The 15,008-nt window shown below is 53.6% G+C and carries 12 protein-coding genes and 1 tRNA gene; 6 read left to right on the forward strand and 7 right to left on the reverse strand.

The window, feature by feature from the left end; all coding sequences use genetic code 11:
* Positions 1–7: 7 nt before the first annotated feature.
* Positions 8–1,213, reverse strand: coding sequence for a glycosyltransferase (locus tag IEX04_RS11950; protein WP_188685931.1), 1,206 nt, complete (start codon positions 1,211–1,213; stop codon positions 8–10).
* A gap of 711 nt (positions 1,214–1,924) precedes the next feature.
* Between IEX04_RS11950 and IEX04_RS11955 the strand changes: the two genes are divergently transcribed.
* Both IEX04_RS11955 and IEX04_RS11960 read left to right on the forward strand, forming a co-directional pair.
* The gene (locus IEX04_RS11955; protein ID WP_188685933.1) at positions 1,925–3,154 is read left to right on the forward strand and encodes a toxic anion resistance protein; all 1,230 of its coding nucleotides are present in this window, start codon (positions 1,925–1,927) and stop codon (positions 3,152–3,154) included.
* Complete coding sequence (locus tag IEX04_RS11960; protein WP_188685934.1) at positions 3,154–3,960, forward strand: hypothetical protein; 807 nt, start codon at positions 3,154–3,156, stop codon at positions 3,958–3,960. Before IEX04_RS11955 ends, IEX04_RS11960 begins: the two co-directional genes overlap by 1 nt.
* A gap of 534 nt (positions 3,961–4,494) precedes the next feature.
* On the opposite strand, the gene IEX04_RS19095 is transcribed toward IEX04_RS11960, so the two are convergent.
* The 6 genes from IEX04_RS19095 to IEX04_RS11990 form a co-directional block, all read right to left on the reverse strand.
* Positions 4,495–5,325: an HNH endonuclease family protein gene (locus tag IEX04_RS19095; protein WP_308422421.1), complete on the reverse strand. Its 831-nt coding sequence runs from the start codon at positions 5,323–5,325 to the stop codon at positions 4,495–4,497.
* Complete coding sequence (locus IEX04_RS11970) at positions 5,313–6,140, reverse strand: excalibur calcium-binding domain-containing protein (protein WP_229677122.1); 828 nt, start codon at positions 6,138–6,140, stop codon at positions 5,313–5,315. Before IEX04_RS11970 ends, IEX04_RS19095 begins: the two co-directional genes overlap by 13 nt.
* Before the next feature lie 813 nt (positions 6,141–6,953).
* The gene (locus IEX04_RS11975) at positions 6,954–7,214 is read right to left on the reverse strand and encodes a GlsB/YeaQ/YmgE family stress response membrane protein (RefSeq protein WP_188685939.1); all 261 of its coding nucleotides are present in this window, start codon (positions 7,212–7,214) and stop codon (positions 6,954–6,956) included.
* A 733-nt stretch (positions 7,215–7,947) separates the two neighbouring features.
* Positions 7,948–8,031, reverse strand: a tRNA-Leu gene (locus IEX04_RS11980).
* Between the two features lie 229 nt (positions 8,032–8,260).
* On the reverse strand, positions 8,261–8,926 hold the full coding sequence (locus tag IEX04_RS11985) for an NADPH-dependent F420 reductase (RefSeq protein ID WP_229677123.1): 666 nt from the start codon (positions 8,924–8,926) through the stop codon (positions 8,261–8,263).
* A gap of 115 nt (positions 8,927–9,041) precedes the next feature.
* Complete coding sequence (locus IEX04_RS11990) at positions 9,042–10,343, reverse strand: Nramp family divalent metal transporter (RefSeq protein ID WP_188685943.1); 1,302 nt, start codon at positions 10,341–10,343, stop codon at positions 9,042–9,044.
* A 256-nt stretch (positions 10,344–10,599) separates the two neighbouring features.
* Here IEX04_RS11990 and IEX04_RS11995 point away from each other — a divergent pair, with 256 nt between their 5' ends.
* The 4 genes from IEX04_RS11995 to IEX04_RS12010 are packed head-to-tail and all read left to right on the forward strand — an operon-like array spanning position 10,600 to position 15,005.
* Positions 10,600–11,265, forward strand: a complete 666-nt coding sequence (locus tag IEX04_RS11995; RefSeq protein ID WP_170947694.1) for a response regulator transcription factor — start codon at positions 10,600–10,602, stop codon at positions 11,263–11,265.
* Complete coding sequence (locus IEX04_RS12000) at positions 11,262–12,686, forward strand: sensor histidine kinase (protein WP_188685945.1); 1,425 nt, start codon at positions 11,262–11,264, stop codon at positions 12,684–12,686. Before IEX04_RS11995 ends, IEX04_RS12000 begins: the two co-directional genes overlap by 4 nt.
* The gene (locus tag IEX04_RS12005; protein ID WP_141392834.1) at positions 12,679–13,650 is read left to right on the forward strand and encodes a TAXI family TRAP transporter solute-binding subunit; all 972 of its coding nucleotides are present in this window, start codon (positions 12,679–12,681) and stop codon (positions 13,648–13,650) included. The genes IEX04_RS12000 and IEX04_RS12005 overlap by 8 nt, the downstream gene beginning before the upstream one ends.
* Positions 13,651–13,688: 38 nt before the next feature.
* On the forward strand, positions 13,689–15,005 hold the full coding sequence (locus IEX04_RS12010; RefSeq protein ID WP_188685947.1) for a M20/M25/M40 family metallo-hydrolase: 1,317 nt from the start codon (positions 13,689–13,691) through the stop codon (positions 15,003–15,005).
* Positions 15,006–15,008 lie beyond the last annotated feature (3 nt).

Below are 15,008 nucleotides of genomic sequence, written 5' to 3' on the forward strand. Positions count from 1 at the left end.
GTGATCCTTAGAGCTGTTGCGATGGTGTCGGGGCCGGGGTGCTCGCCATGCGATAGCTGGCTAGCGAAGTCACAGCTGCCCGTTCCCAAGTGAACTCACCACTATGTTCAAGCGCTGCGTGCCCAGCCTGGGTGACCATCGCAGGATTGCGCGCGAGTGTCAGTAGCTGTTGTGCCCAAAGATGGGGAGAACAATCTTCCATCAACCAGCCCGATTCACCGTCGTTGACCGCATAAGCCAATCCGCCCACATGGTTTGCGAGAACCGGGGTGCCGCAGGCCTGTGCCTCAGCAGCTACCAACCCGAAGGTTTCTGATAGCGAGGGTACTGCCACCACGTCGGCGTTGGCGAAGACTGCGGCAAGCTGTGCGGGCTGTAGCGGACCGAAGAAGCTCAATACATCGGCGACTGAGTGTTTCTCGGCAAGAGCTGGCAGGTCGTAATCGGCGGAACCAGAATTCGCACCGAACAATGACGCGGTGATTTTCAGTGTCGGGTCCTCGGCGCGGGCGAGGGCGATCGCCTCGATCAGTACATGGGCACCCTTGAGCCGCTGTAGCCTACCAGCGTAAACCAGATGGAGATCATCGGCACCTAACGGGCGGCGGAGTTTGTTCTGGTCGGGGTGGAAAACCTTGTGGTCAACCCCCGGCAGCACCACATCGAGCTTTTCTTTATCTACGCTGTAGAACCGGGAAAGCTGCCTGGCCTCGACCGGAGTGTTTGCGATGATGCGAGTTGCTCCGGCGAGGAGACGGCGCTCGGCTTCCTTGCGCTCTTCGGGCTCGGGAATACCAGACTCAAACTCTTTGGCGGCAGCGGAGGTATGAAGCGAAACAACTAGGGGAATTTTCCATGCTTCGGCTAGTTGTAAACCGACCATCCCAGAGAGCCAGTAATGACCGTGGATGATGTCGATGTTCAGGCCAGCCATATGTTCCTTGAGCAGGGAAGCGGCTTCATCGATGATGTCCGGCAGTTCTTCTTTGGACAACTGAGCCCCAGGACGTATCTGCACCTGATGCATGAAGACGGCCGGGCTCACTTCGCTCGACGTTGATTCATCAGCGGTACGAGTGAACATATGCACCTCATGGCCCAGCGCCCCGAGGGCTAAGGAGAGGTTTCGAATGTATACATTCATGCCACCCGCGTCGCCGGACCCGGGTTGTTCCATGGGCGAGGTGTGCAGGGAAAGCATGGCGATTCGCATTGGGTCTCCAAGATGATGAGCGGATAGCGGGCCGCGCCACCTAGCGAGCAGCCATATTCGATCATATCAACTTGGATGCGACAGCGTATCAAGGGGCTTGTATCCATGCCTCACGACTGTTGTTAGTGCACTGCCGAAGCATGTAATTGTTGTTCGGCTGTAGAGGCTGATCCCGGTTAGTGAGGAAATTTGAAGATGTCGCTCATCGAAAAATGATTAAGGGCGAGTTCGGGAGATATTGCGAAAACGTCGTTATCTTCCAACGCACGATCCTTTAAATACCTCTTTTCGAACGAAGCGAATTGTCGGAGCATCTTAGATAACCACCTGACTCCAAAAATTGGATCTCTCTGTCGAATGAAATCTATTACATGCCAAGCCAGATGGATGGTAAAGGGATTTTTATAATGGCAGGCTCTAGAAAACGAAATTTTGATATTGGTTTAGCGGTTCATGCAAAGATTTAAACATTGTTGATTGTGCTTACTTCAAGTCACATCGTGCGAGTGCGATGAGAAAATTTGGTGCGAAAAGTCAATACCTACTAAACGATTGGAACTACGTAGCGAGTACATATGAGAAGCACGTTTAATGTCACTCTGGGAAGCAAAAACTAGTATTTGCTCGCCCTATTGTGTCCGCTATTTGGGGTAATCTTCAAGTGAATCAACGTAGACTTATCTCAATAGCAAAGTCTTTAAGGAGTACGGCATGTTTAACCCTCTCGATCTGGATGGTAATTCGTCTTCACCGGCAGTAAGCCCGCTTAAATTGGAACCGCCTCAGCCTGTGCCGGAAGTGACGATTCACTCGCCAGAAAAAGTAGGTGGCATGATTCTGGTCGACGTAGATGCGCAAGAGAAACATGCGTTAACTGCAAATAGCTTTGTGGATGATCTTTTGAGCACTCCATTACAAAGTCCAGAGTTTCAGGCAAAGCTGGCACAGCTCACACGTCTTGGTGAAGGGACTATGCAGCTAGCGGGTACCGCCTCCAATCGCATGCTGAAGAGGCCCGCAGCCGCATTGGCTGCGACCGGTGCCGACCCTGCGTCACGTACCGGAAATAGTTTGGTAGAGCTACGCCAGATTGTGACCGAGTTAGATCCGCAACGTCATGATTTGACTGGTGCGAAAAGAATCTTCAAGTTCTTGCCGGGTGGGAACGCCATACAGCGATACTTCTTGAAGTATGAATCGGCGCAAACGCAACTTGATGCGATTACAAAAGCGCTGAAAGGTGGTCAGGACGACTTGCGTCAAGACAACGCGGCCATTCAGACAGAACGTGATGCGCTCTGGGCGGCAATGGGACAACTAGCCAATTATGCAGTCCTGGCGAACCATCTCGCCGACGGTTTAGAACGAAAAATCGAGGGGTTGCAGAATGCGGGTAACTCGGATGATGCCACAACGCTTGAAGTTGAGGCTCTCTTCTACGTCCGCCAACGCCACCAAGACCTACTCACCCAAATGGCTGTTTCTGTCCAAGGTTATCTTGCGCTTGATGTCGTGAAGAAGAACAATCTGGAATTGATCAAGGGAGTTGATCGAGCGCTTGATACGACCCTATCTGCTCTTCGCGTAGCGGTAATTGTTGCGCAGGCTCTTGCACAGCAAAAGATCGTTTTAGCGCAGATCGATGCACTGAATTCGACCACGGCAGACATTATCGTTTCCACGTCGGAACTTCTTCGGTCGCAGGGCACTGCAATCCATAAAAATGCCACACAAGCGACGATCGATCCGGCGAAACTACAGCAGGCCTTCAACAACGTGTTCCAAGCCATGGATGAAATTGACAGATTCAAGATTGAAGCAAACAAATCCATGAAACAGACTGTGCAGGTCCTTGAAGGACAGGTGGAACAGGCAAGGCATCAACTTGAGCGAAGTCACCTGTCAGACAACACGAACACCAGCGTAACGAAGGGGTACTGATGAAACGGTTAACTGGAGGCAATGTTGTAAAAGTTGTACTAGCTTTTCTGTTCTGGTTGTTTGTTTCCTTTTTGGTGCTTGTTATTGGAATATTCGCTAAGCGCAAGAATGTAATTATTGAGGGAGCAATTTACGCGGCTGCCTTCGTCTCGGCGTTCGCTGTACCTTCATCATCACCGATTTTCGGAATTGCTGCTTTTGCTGGGGTGGGATCAATGGTGGCTTCTGCCATTCGATCCTATTTCTTACGGGATCTATGGCTTCCACGTAGGGGTACGGTTATCCCAGTTCAGGAGAGGGCCCGTCCAGTTGTGGCCAATCCATCTCCGCAGTACCAAACGCCTGCGGTAATCCGGAACCCTCAGGCGCCAGATGAAAGGTCAGCGGCGCTGACGTGGGTTAGTTCACAAGCGAAACAGAATAAGCACAGGCTTCCTAATGGAGCCTACGTAACGATATTGGAGACTTGCCAGCTGCTCGATTCCGTAATTGATGCTGAAAATCGTCAGCCATCAGGCGATGCCAGGTTTGAATATGAACTAGACGCTGTTTCGAAAGAATATCTGCCTTCCGTACTTCAAGGATTCCTTGCTATACCTCCGAACATGGTAGAGAACACCCAGCCGAATGGACGAACTCCAAATGATGAGTTCGTTGAACAGCTCCAGCTGTTGTTTAGGCAGGCTGAAACGTTGCATTCAACTCGACACAGCCAGACATCAACAGATTTGACCAGTACCGGTAACTTCTTGAGGGAACGGTTTGGACACCATCAGCAGGGTGGTTTCGACTTCGGAATCAAGTAGCAGCATTCTGAAGTTATTGGTTAATTTTGGCGCCATGACGCTGCACATCAGATATATAGGTGCTCGACATCTCTAGATTTTGCATTAATGAAATACTGAGATGAGAGAGTAATTCAACATTTTCAAAAACTCCCCAACGTTTCTATTGATACATCAGATAGGAACGCTGGGGAGTTTTCTGTAGCTTTCAACTGCCAAGGCAGTTGGACCGTTGTAGTGTTATTTCCTCAGAACATTTCTGGGTATCCATGAAGGATAAGGAGGACTTCCTTGCGGCAGCGCTTTCTATGTTGGATGTTTGAAGAGCGTTTCGGCAGTTCACCCGAGCAGTCAATGCGAATAGCGCTTAGGAGATTGTTGCAACCGCGGTCACTGCTGACCAGGTTGTTGAATCCCAATAACGAAATTTCGGGTGAAGCCCTTGAAAAGTATTTTGGGTAAACGGCTGAAAGTTAGGCAAGCATTATAGTTTCCCCGTTTGTCCCGATTTTGGCCGCATTTCCCTAGCCAACCAGTAGATGAGATTTGGCCTTACTATGCGCATCGTTCCTTTAGGATGCGACCGCTAATATCGTGTTCGGCTTCGGTCATCCAGAGGCCGTATTTGTGCTTGACCTCAACCTGTCGCGTGGTGTATTCGCACCAGTAGCCGCGGTTCGGTGGTAGCCAGGATGCGGCATCGGAGTCACCTTTTGATGCGTTGGTTGGACCATCCACTGCGAGGAGGTTGAGGGGGTCGTTTGAGAATGACACTCTACGTTCGGCTGATAGCTTTTGTGCTCCTTTCTGCCAAGCATCTGAGAGCGCTACGACATGGTCAATCTGGACGGCGTTGCTAGTGCCTTGTCCACGTTGGAATTCAATCGTCTGGCCAGTAAAAGGATCAAGCAAAGTACCGGTAAGAACAACGCATTCGTGTGTGCCCGGCTTATAGGTGTGCACATCTAGGTCGCGGTCAAGGATATCGTTACGGGCGTCGCACCCGTTTCTGTCCGGATCGCCCCACCCGCTACCGAACAGGTCGCGGTCATAACCTGTTTTCGGTGCACGTCCCTTGACCGGAATTTCCGCTAACAGTGAGAGCGTGCCAGTAGCTTGGCCAGTTTTCTTCGCCTTCGGTGCCGTGGACATAGTGGGTTCAGGTGTGCCGAACTCTTTAGGTTCTACTGTTAGTGATTCCGGTGTAGCAGTGGGCTCTTCCGTGCTGATAAGGATCGGTGGTGCTTCGGTACGAATGACTATCTCAGCCGGTATGTTCGGCGAGATTGCACCAGGTGACGGTTCGGCGCTACCGGCCTGGGCGCCACATCCGGCCAGTAACGCTGAAACCAAAGTCACCCCTAGGGTGTTGACTAGCTTTCGCAAGCGACGCCATCCCCATCTCTATCGAGTTTGCCTGAATAGCCTGGATCGCCACGGTAAATTGGCGCGGCGCCAGCGGCTTTCACAGCACTGCAGTTCTGGTAGTAAGTGGAAACCGGTGCAGGTGCTTCATAAGCTTCTTCGATGGCCTCTCGTTCAGCGATACGAGCGGCTTCTTCCCGTTGCGCGATGCGTTTTTCTTCAGCCTTCTGCTCGGCCTTTTTAGCTACGGCCATTTCTGCGGCTTTCTTTTCCGCTACTTTCTTGTCAGCGGCGGCTTTCTCAATGGCTTTCTTTTTCGCGGCAGCCTCTCCTTTCGCTGCTTTTTCTTCAGCTACTTCCTTGGCCGCCAAAATAGTTTTGTCATGGTCATCTTGGTTAGCCCAAAGCAAAACACCAGCTGTGCTTTCGTCGCAGTAGAGCTTCTCCGCTCCCTGCTCCATGAGCAATTCTTCACCCTCGCACTCCTGTCCGACGAAATCAGCAATGGCTGTAGAGGACGGGGACTCTGACGGTGTAGGGCTTGGCGACTCACTGCTAATCACCATAGGATCCGCAACAGCAGGCGCCGGATTGTCAGCGGCATACTGGGATGAGCCGGTGATGGCGGACGCGACGAACAGCAAGACCATTACTCCACCGAACCCGGCGCTTCGTTTACGATCGCGTAGCCAGGGGAGACGTCCGATAATGATGCCGATTATTGCCGCGATGATGCCAAGAATGCTCAGGGCGAAGACTAGCTCTGGTTGAGCGATCATCAATGCGAAAGCAGCTACGATGACTACGGCCAGGATGATCCAGCCTAGTTTCCCCATTCCAGGCTTCTTCTGTTTGACGGGTCGATCGGGCGCGATGGGGCTAGGAAAGTGGTCCATTGATCCTTCTGGAGGGTTGCGAGTGAATACTAATTATTAGTTTGACGAACCCCATGGGTAAAGGCAATTTAAAGGTTTTAAGTTCAAGTTCCCGCGTAATTTATGTACCAGAATGCACGTGAAATCAGTAGCAGAAAATTAACGTGGCATGAAAGTTAATGGCTCGAAAAATAACTAAGAAAAAAACTTTTGCCAGATTTACTGAACATGAGCCTTGCTAGTCCAATAGTAGAGGTTCGACCAACAGGCGACGCAAAAAACAGTTATTAGTCTCCCAGCGGTCAAATTACACACTCCCACGCATTCCCACGAGGTTTACGGGAACCTTGGACCCAACCATCCCGCGCTTCAAAGAAAACTGAATATCTCCAAATGTGTGCAGGTCGAAGCGATTGAACACGTCCTCCGTGGTGTTTCGAGATAAATGCTGAGCGGAGAACGCCGTGACCATCGAGCAAATCGACGAACGGGCATGACGCACGGAGTCGCATTCGGCGAATAACAACGAACTTAATCTAACTGAAAATATCTTCAATGTAGGTAGAGCGGTGACTGGTTAGGCAGCTGCTCAGCCATCGGTGCATGAGCGTAGAAAGTCAGTGCTGTATTTAGTACCACAACCAACGAGATCGGACACTCTGTCTCTGTCGAATGCGCCGCAAAGAGCTAAGTATTGGCCTATGAGCCGGAAATGACGGGTTAAACGCGAAGATGGCCTCGCTCCGAGGAGCGAGGCCGTTTCTATATGCGTGATTACGCCTTCTTGCGAGTCAAGAATCCCCAGATAATGAGAACAATCAACGAGCCGCCGATTGCCAACAGCCAAGTCGACAACGACCAGAACGAGCTAATGTCCGCGTTGAACAACGCGGAGCCGATCCAGCCGCCAACAACGGCGCCAACAACGCCAAGTACCAACGTAGCGATCCAGCCGCCACCCTGCTTACCTGGCTTGATTGCCTTTGCAATCGCACCGGCAATAAGACCCAAAACAATCCAACCAATGAAACCCATGACTATTCCTCTTTCAAGTTATAAGTGACTTCGTTCAGCATCTGGACTGAGATGCACTCGCAGAACATTACCGATGAGTAGCAGTGATTACTAATCAAGAACTGTGTAGCTCCTGTTGTTGGGTCCAACCGACCGGTAAATTCGCGTCGTTGGATTAGTTTCCCGCGAATTGGATAGTGAAGTTTGATCCTGGACTGAGCCTAAATAATCACATGACTATCCAAGTCAGCTGAGGTTTCATGGTTGTAAACATAAAATACCTAATTATGGAGAGTTGCCCGAAAAGCGACATGTGTTGCTTGCGTTACAGGGACCAAAATCACAGTATTTCGGCCAGGTTAGCGAGAGGCAATGCCTGGGACTCGAAGCATTACTCAGGGGAGTGAACGACCTAATCAAGACCTGAATCAACATTGCTGAGCTTCGCTCGAAAATTTTCTGCGTTGGAGGAATCTGCCGGAACCCAGGCGATCTGGCCTATGTGCCATGTCCTACCGCAGTACTTAGATTGGAACTAAGTTGGGGCAGTGAAGTGATCTGGGGAATCTGGTGATGAGTCGCGCCGGCTCGCGAATGCCTTGCGCGGGGTGCTTGTCAATGCTTGTCAGCAGATGACATCTTTATGACTTGAGTTCCATACACACATTTTGGGACTTAACCCAGATTTGGCGTTCCTGTCAACATGGGTAAAAGAAAACCCCGATCGACCGAAGTCAACCGGGGTTTCTACCTGTGCGCGAAAGGGGACTTGAACCCCCACCCCCTTGCGAGGACTAGCACCTCAAGCTAGCGCGTCTACCTATTCCGCCACCCGCGCAGGTCATGCGTTGTCTGCGTTATTACCGCTGGCAACGAAGTAAAACTCTACCACCAGATATTCATGAACTCCAATTCGGCAAGCTCGGGTCCTCGGAGGCTTGATTTTCCCGGAATCTTGCGGATAAATCGCAGTTGAGTAGTGCTTTCGAAAGCGAAATGACGCAATCCGTGTCAAGGGTCACAGGCAAATTCTGTGCGTATCGACCAAATGCGTATCCACGCGGGTATTAGCTTTTGTGCAATAGTGCGCGCAACTGTGCCGGGCTAAGTACTTGATTGAAAATTTCCCCCTCAGGCTCCAGCAAACTGCCTTTGGGTAGCTCCCCAACTAGAACCGGAGTGAAACCTAGGGTTCTGACTAGTCGGGCTACAAGAACCGCATCAGCTTCATGATCCGATGCGACGGCTAAGGCGCGCTGCTGAGCTTGTCGAGTGGAACTGTCCGAATCCAGGTCCCAATGGCTGATGTGATTCAACGCCTTGACGATTCGTGAGCTAGCAAAATGTTGCGCAATAACTTCGGAGCTAGAAAGCCCAGCGGCCTGTCCGTCTTCCAGCCAGCTGGGCAGGGGCATGTCTTCCCAACGGTTTGTTGCATCGATGAGTGTTAGTCCGGCCAAGGATTCACGGTCCACATCATCGAGATCGTCTTGCGGCACCATGAGCACGACTAAGGAAACGTCGGTGCTAATGTCTTTGGCTGGTACTGCGGTGGCCTTTGGGGCATATTGAGCTAGATGATATTTCATCTGGCTCGGTGATCGCGAAGAGGCGATGTTCACTGGAATCCCGACAGTCGCCGCTGCACGCGCCAAAGCGGTGCCGGCTCGCCCAGCGCCTAAGATGCCAATGCGGTTGGTGAAAGGCGCCGTATCTTCCTGAAGGGGACTCAAATTCTTATCCTGGGTAGTCATTGCCTTCAGCGTAGTCGCTGCCGCCTAACTCACGAACGAAAAGAGGCCTTCATCCCGTATTGCTCGGGATGAAGGCCTCTTTGGACGCAACTCGCTAACCGCCGAAGAGCGGTGCGAGGTTCTTGATCAGTTGCTGGATGCCCAGCGCAATGAACAGTATCGCGGTAATAGCCAGAGCAGTGTTGGTGTGCCAACGGTTGGCCCAGCCCTTAGGGATTCGCTTGCCGTTAAGCAGGCCAAGCAAGGTGATCGCCAAGAATGGCATGAACAGCGAGCCGAGCACGCCGTAGGCCAAGATTAGCGCGATTGGCTTGTCCAGCAAGAACAAGACCATTGGCGGGAAGGTCAGCCAGAGTACGTAGAACTTGAAGTACTTGCCACCGGTCATGGTGTCTGGGTGGCCAGCTGGCTTCTTGCGCATGTGGCCCCAGAAGTCAGCGAACATCAGCGAAACACCGTTCCATACACCGATGATCGAGGAGAAGGAAGCGGCCCAGAAGCCCACAAGGAATCCGGTGCCTACAAAGGTGCCGTAACGTTCGTTGAGCACATCACCCAAGTCCAGCAGACCGCGGTCGCCTGCGGACAAGGAAACGCCAGCAGCCTGAACTACTTCGGCGCCCACAATCAGCATGGCAATCACGAAGATGCCGGTCATGACGTAAGCCATCGAGTTGTCGATACGCATCACACGCATCCACTTTGGGGTGTACCAGCCCTTTTCACGCAGCCAGTATCCGTAAGCAGCCAGGGTAATAGTGCCGCCGACACCGCCGGCTAGTGCCAGGGTGTAGACCACGCCGCCGGACGGAATCATTGGAACAAGTCCCTTGATCATCTCCGGGAAGTTCGGCGCAGCAATGACTGCCAAGCCAACTACGGTAATGAACATGATGCCCACCAGAACCGCGGTGACCTTCTCAAAGAAGGAGTACTTGCCGAACCAGACCATCGCAAAACCGGCCAGGCCCATCAGGACTGCCCAAATTTTCAAATCCACGGCCGGGAAGAGTGCTGCCAACGGCATGGCCGCAGAACTCATCGCGGTGGCGCCGTAAACGAAGCCCCAAATGATGATGTACGGACCGAAGTACCAGGTGGTCCACTTACCAAGGGTCTTCCAACCCTCAAAGATGGTCTTTCCGGTGGCCAGTGTGTAACGTCCGGCGCCTTCGACCAAAACGATTTTGAGGATGACACCCAAAATCACTGCCCAAAGTAGGGCGTAGCCGTACTGGCTACCCGCAACCAAGGTGGCGACCATATCGGCTGCGCCTACACCGGTTGCCGCAACAACCAGACCCGGTCCGACAATCTTCCATTTTGGTGGACCGCCACCGTCGCGGTCGCCCTGAACCGCGGCGTCTGAAGCGCCCGGCTGCTGCTGTTCGGCCATGAATATAATCCTTAAAAGTTTTTGCTCGTTTCCGGTGCGAGTACCGGTGTCCGTGATCGGTTTACGTGAGGTAAAAGCTACATTGATTTTCATCACGCCAACATGAGAGACAGATCTAATGTATGGGTGAGCCAGCCCATATCCAACATGTGCGCCAAATCTTAAGACTGTCTTAGGAAACCGTTCGGTCAGTTATTCGTTTAGCCCAGCTGATAAAGTGCATCTGGGTGCGTGGTGCACCAGAGATCGAAGGGACATGACCTTGCAGCTGCTTATCGTCGAGGATGACGACGCCGTCGCGACGGCCCTGGTCGACGCCGTGGCAGCTGCCGGACATACGGCAATCTGCGTGGCCCGAGGGGCCGATGCGCTGCTGCGGCACCGCGAAGCGCAGATGATCCTGCTCGATTTGGGCCTACCGGACATGGATGGGCTCGAGGTTCTGCGCAAGCTGCGACTTATCACCAGTAGTCCGATAGTCATCCTCAGCGCCCGCGATGATGAACGCAGCGTCGTTCGAGGACTGCGCCAAGGCGCCGATGACTATTTGGTTAAACCCATTGGACTGACGGTGCTTCTGGCACGCATTGAGGCTGTGGCCAGGCGTTCGCAGCTCAGCTCGAGTTCCAGTAGCGAATTGCAGGTTGGTGAACTGCGTATCGATTTAGATAAGCGAACCGCCGGGTTGGGGGAGCGGTCACTGAATCTGACAGCGAAAGAGTTTGATTTGCTCTCCTTGCTGGCACAACATGCAGGCTCGGTCGTGACCCGCGAACAAATACTCGACGCGCTGTGGGGAGACGCTTTCATAGCGGTTTCCCGTTCCTTGGACGTACATCTGACGGGGCTGCGCGCCAAGCTGGACAGTCCGGGAATGATCATCAACGTGCGCGGAGTCGGCTACCGCATCGAGGCCCCGTGAGACGCCGCGTCATTCTCATCTTGGGTTCCTTGCTGGCGTTGTTAGTGATCATCGTTTCCGGCGTGCTGATGCAAAATGCGAGCGTTGATGCCACCCAGCAACTGCGGCTGACCCGTGCCGCGTCGCTGAACCGTTTTGTTCAGCTGGCGGCTTCCCTGGATGCGGATCATGGCAAATTGCAACAAGAAATGGATACCTACTCACAGCTCTACAACGAGGGGCTGCTGATACGGATGGATCAGCAGACCTTCACCTCTGGGAGTATCGATCCGCGTGACCCGCAGGTTCAACAGGTGGTTGAGAACACCGAACTGAATCTAGGACACACCGATATTGACACCATCAACCCTTTATCCAACGACAAGTCGCTCATCGCTCGGCCTTATGGCAATTCCACCCAGGTGCTGGGCGCGGTAATTATGCAGGTAAATCTCGATTCTGCCCGAGAACTGGTTTTGCAACGCTGGGTGCTGGTGGTGTTAGTCAGCCTGACCGCAGGCTCAGCCTTATTGCTTCTGGCAGATCGAGTCACCACCTGGGTATTACGACCTATCCACCGGCTCAACGAGGCGACCAAGGCCCTAGCTGCAACAAAAACCGCGGCGCCTTTAGAAGCTGCCGGCCCGCCGGAACTACGGGAATTGGCACGTTCTTTTAGCACCATGGCTCAGGTGATGACCGCTAGTTTGGCGCAGCAGCGCGAACTTATCGCCGAAACCTCACATCAGTTGCGCAACCCGGTCGCCGCCTTGCGACTACGCGTGGATCTTCTGAAAATGCGGCTCGGCGACGAGGCGGATCCGCAAGGGGTGCGGGCGGTGGAGAAAGAACTGCGAAGAGTCGAAACCCTGTTGGACGCGGTGCTGCGTTTGGCCAGCGCCGACCACCGACTCTCTGAGCTCACCGCTGGCACTACGCTGGCCACGGGCGTTGCCGACTCCGCGCCGGTCCCGGTACGTGATTTGCTCATCGAAGAAATTGAGCGGCGGACCGAGAGCGCCCGCAACACCGGCACGGAGTTATTGTTCAACTCGGGCCAAGAAACTGAATTCTGGGTAAGTTGCAACGAATTCGAGCTGCAGCAAATGATCGCCGAACTCTACGAGAACTGCCTGAAATATGCTCCGGGAGCACCGGTGCTTACGAGCCTTACCGCCACGGAACAAATCGTCGAAATCATCATCAGAGATCACGGACCGGGGCTGCGCACCAAGGACTTAGCCTTGGTCACCGAGCGTTTCTGGCGGGCGGATCCCACCGGGGCAAGCCCCGGAACTGGTTTGGGCATGGCGATTGTGGAACGTCTGGCCCAAGCTAATGGCGGCGAACTGATCGTAGAGGCCGGCGTTGGTGGCGGACTGCAGATGAGACTTCTTCTGCTACGCAGCGCTGCACCGAGACAGGGGGTGCACCTTGGGTAAATCACCGGCTATTGGCGCGCGAACTATCGGACGCAGACAGCTACTTCGCTGGGGTGGACTCTCGCTGATGGGTGCCGGGCTGGCCGCTTGTTCCGCCGGGCCGTTGATTCCGCGGCTGGATGTCGCCGGGGGTGAAAACGGCGGCATGTATTTTGAATTCGCGACCTTATTGTGCGAGGCACTGGTCAAATACAAGATCGCCGAAAACTCCGAGGCGTTGATCACCGAGGCCAGCGTCGAGAATCTGAAACTTTTGAAGAATGGGACAGCAGGACTTTCGCTGGCACTGGCCGATACTGTGGCCCAACTGAGGCCTGCGGAGAGTTCTTTAGTTGCCTTGGGGCGTGTGTACCAAAATTATTACCACTGTCTGGTGCCGCGAGAAAGCAGCATCCGCACCTTGGCAGACCTCTCCGGGCGCAGGCTCGGCACCGGAGCCCCCGGGTCAGGTACTTGGGTCACCGGGCAGCGCATCCTTAATGCCACGGGACTCGATACCGCTATGCGTAGCCCTCGTGAACGCCAGCTCGGCTACGTTGGCGGGCTGAAAGCGCTGGAAGAAGGCAGCATCGATGCTCTTTTCCTTTTCGGCGGGATCCCTGTAAGTTCGATTACCGAGTTGGAACAACGTTTACCACTTCGGCTGATCAGTATGTCCTCGGTACTCCCGCGCTTGCGCGAAGAATACCCGCGGCTCTACGAGCCGGTGATAATCCCGCAAGACACTTATGCCGGGGTAGCACAGGTCGATACCGTCGGAGTGGCCAACCTCTTGATGGCTAACGTGTCCTTGCCCGATTCGGTGGTCTCGGCGGTAGTTGAACTCTTGGTCAACCATGCGCGCGAACTCATTCCACGTAACAGTGCGGGAATACAATATTTGACCCCAGATACACTGATCTCAACCGGCGGCCAGCCATTGCACCCGGCGGCGCAAGCCGCATACCGCAGGCTCCATGGATAATCCGCTCCCAGGCCGGGCACGAATAGAGGTTTGTAAATATGCCAAAAACGCACTCCTATGAATTGATGCAAGAAGAAGTCGTAGAGATTTGCCGCAAGCTGATCACCATTGACACCACAAACTTCGGCGATAACAACAGTCGTGGAGAGCGCGAAGCAGCAGACTACATTGCGCGCCTACTGAGCGAGGTCGGGTTGGACTCGACCATCTACGAATCAGCACCGGGACGAGCCAATCTGCTCACCCGCATTCCAGGCAGTCACCGGAGCTTGCCCGCGCTGGTGGTTCACGGACATCTAGATGTAGTGCCCGCTATCGCCGAGGACTGGTCCGTGGATCCCTTCGGAGCGCAAATTATTGATGACATGATCTGGGGTCGTGGCGCCGTCGATATGAAAGACATGGACGCGATGATCGTCGCCGTGATCAGACACCTGATGCGGGAGAAGATCAGCCCGCGTCGAGACCTGATCATTGCATTTTTCGCGGATGAAGAAGCCGGTAGTGATTATGGCTCCCTGTGGATGGTTGAGCAGCATCCAGAACTCTTCGCCGGAGCGGGCGAGGCGATCAGCGAAGTGGGTGGTTTTTCTACCGAAATCGCAGGGCAACGCGCATATCTGGTACAAACCGCTGAGAAGGGCATCGCTTGGATCAAACTTGCAGCTCATGGCGTGGCTGGCCACGGTTCACAGCTAAATGAGGAGAACGCGGTAACTCGCTTGGCGTCGGCAGTTGCGCGCATTGGCGAGTATCAGTGGCCGCTTTCTTACACGAAAACCACCAGAGCGCTATTTGAAGAACTCTCTGAAATCTCCGGGATTGAGTTCGACGAAGATCATCCCGAGCCGCTGCTCGAAGCGTTGGGGAACACCAGCCGCTTTGTTGGCGCCACCTTGCAGAACACCTCAAACCCGTCGGTACTCAAGGCCGGGTATAAACACAATGTGCTGCCTGGTTACGCTGAGGCGCTTATCGATTGCCGAACCTTGCCGATGGAACATGAATCGACACTGGCGACATTGCGGGAACTGGCGGGGGAGCATGTTGAGGTCAGCCTGCTCCAAGACCAGCAGTCTTTGGAAGTACCCTTCAGCGGCGAACTAGTGGAATCCATGGTTGCGGCGTTAAAATCCGAAGATCCGCAGGCCGTGGTGCTGCCCTACATGCTCTCCGGTGGTACCGACAACAAAGCGTTAGCAAAGCTTGGTATCACTGGGTACGGATTTGCTCCGTTGCAGCTGCCTAAAGACCTCGACTTTACTGGCATGTTCCATGGCGTGGATGAGCGGGTGCCGATCTCGGCCCTGAAGTTCGGAACCCGTGTGCTTGACCGTCTACTTAGAAACTATTAGGAG

Source organism: Glutamicibacter ardleyensis, from assembly GCF_014644555.1.
In the GTDB taxonomy this organism is placed as follows: domain Bacteria; phylum Actinomycetota; class Actinomycetes; order Actinomycetales; family Micrococcaceae; genus Glutamicibacter; species Glutamicibacter bergerei.

What these genes read in the sequence shown, in the direction of transcription:
- IEX04_RS11970 (WP_229677122.1), bottom strand. Translation starts at nt 6,140, where the DNA reads ATGGGGAAACTAGGCTGGATCATCCTGGCCGTAGTCATCGTAGCTGCT.
- IEX04_RS11955 (WP_188685933.1), top strand. Translation starts at nt 1,925, where the DNA reads ATGTTTAACCCTCTCGATCTGGATGGTAATTCGTCTTCACCGGCAGTA.
- IEX04_RS11995 (WP_170947694.1), top strand. Translation starts at nt 10,600, where the DNA reads ATGACCTTGCAGCTGCTTATCGTCGAGGATGACGACGCCGTCGCGACG.
- IEX04_RS11950 (WP_188685931.1), bottom strand. Translation starts at nt 1,213, where the DNA reads ATGCGAATCGCCATGCTTTCCCTGCACACCTCGCCCATGGAACAACCC.
- IEX04_RS11975 (WP_188685939.1), bottom strand. Translation starts at nt 7,214, where the DNA reads ATGGGTTTCATTGGTTGGATTGTTTTGGGTCTTATTGCCGGTGCGATT.
- IEX04_RS11990 (WP_188685943.1), bottom strand. Translation starts at nt 10,343, where the DNA reads ATGGCCGAACAGCAGCAGCCGGGCGCTTCAGACGCCGCGGTTCAGGGC.
- IEX04_RS11960 (WP_188685934.1), top strand. Translation starts at nt 3,154, where the DNA reads ATGAAACGGTTAACTGGAGGCAATGTTGTAAAAGTTGTACTAGCTTTT.
- IEX04_RS12010 (WP_188685947.1), top strand. Translation starts at nt 13,689, where the DNA reads ATGCCAAAAACGCACTCCTATGAATTGATGCAAGAAGAAGTCGTAGAG.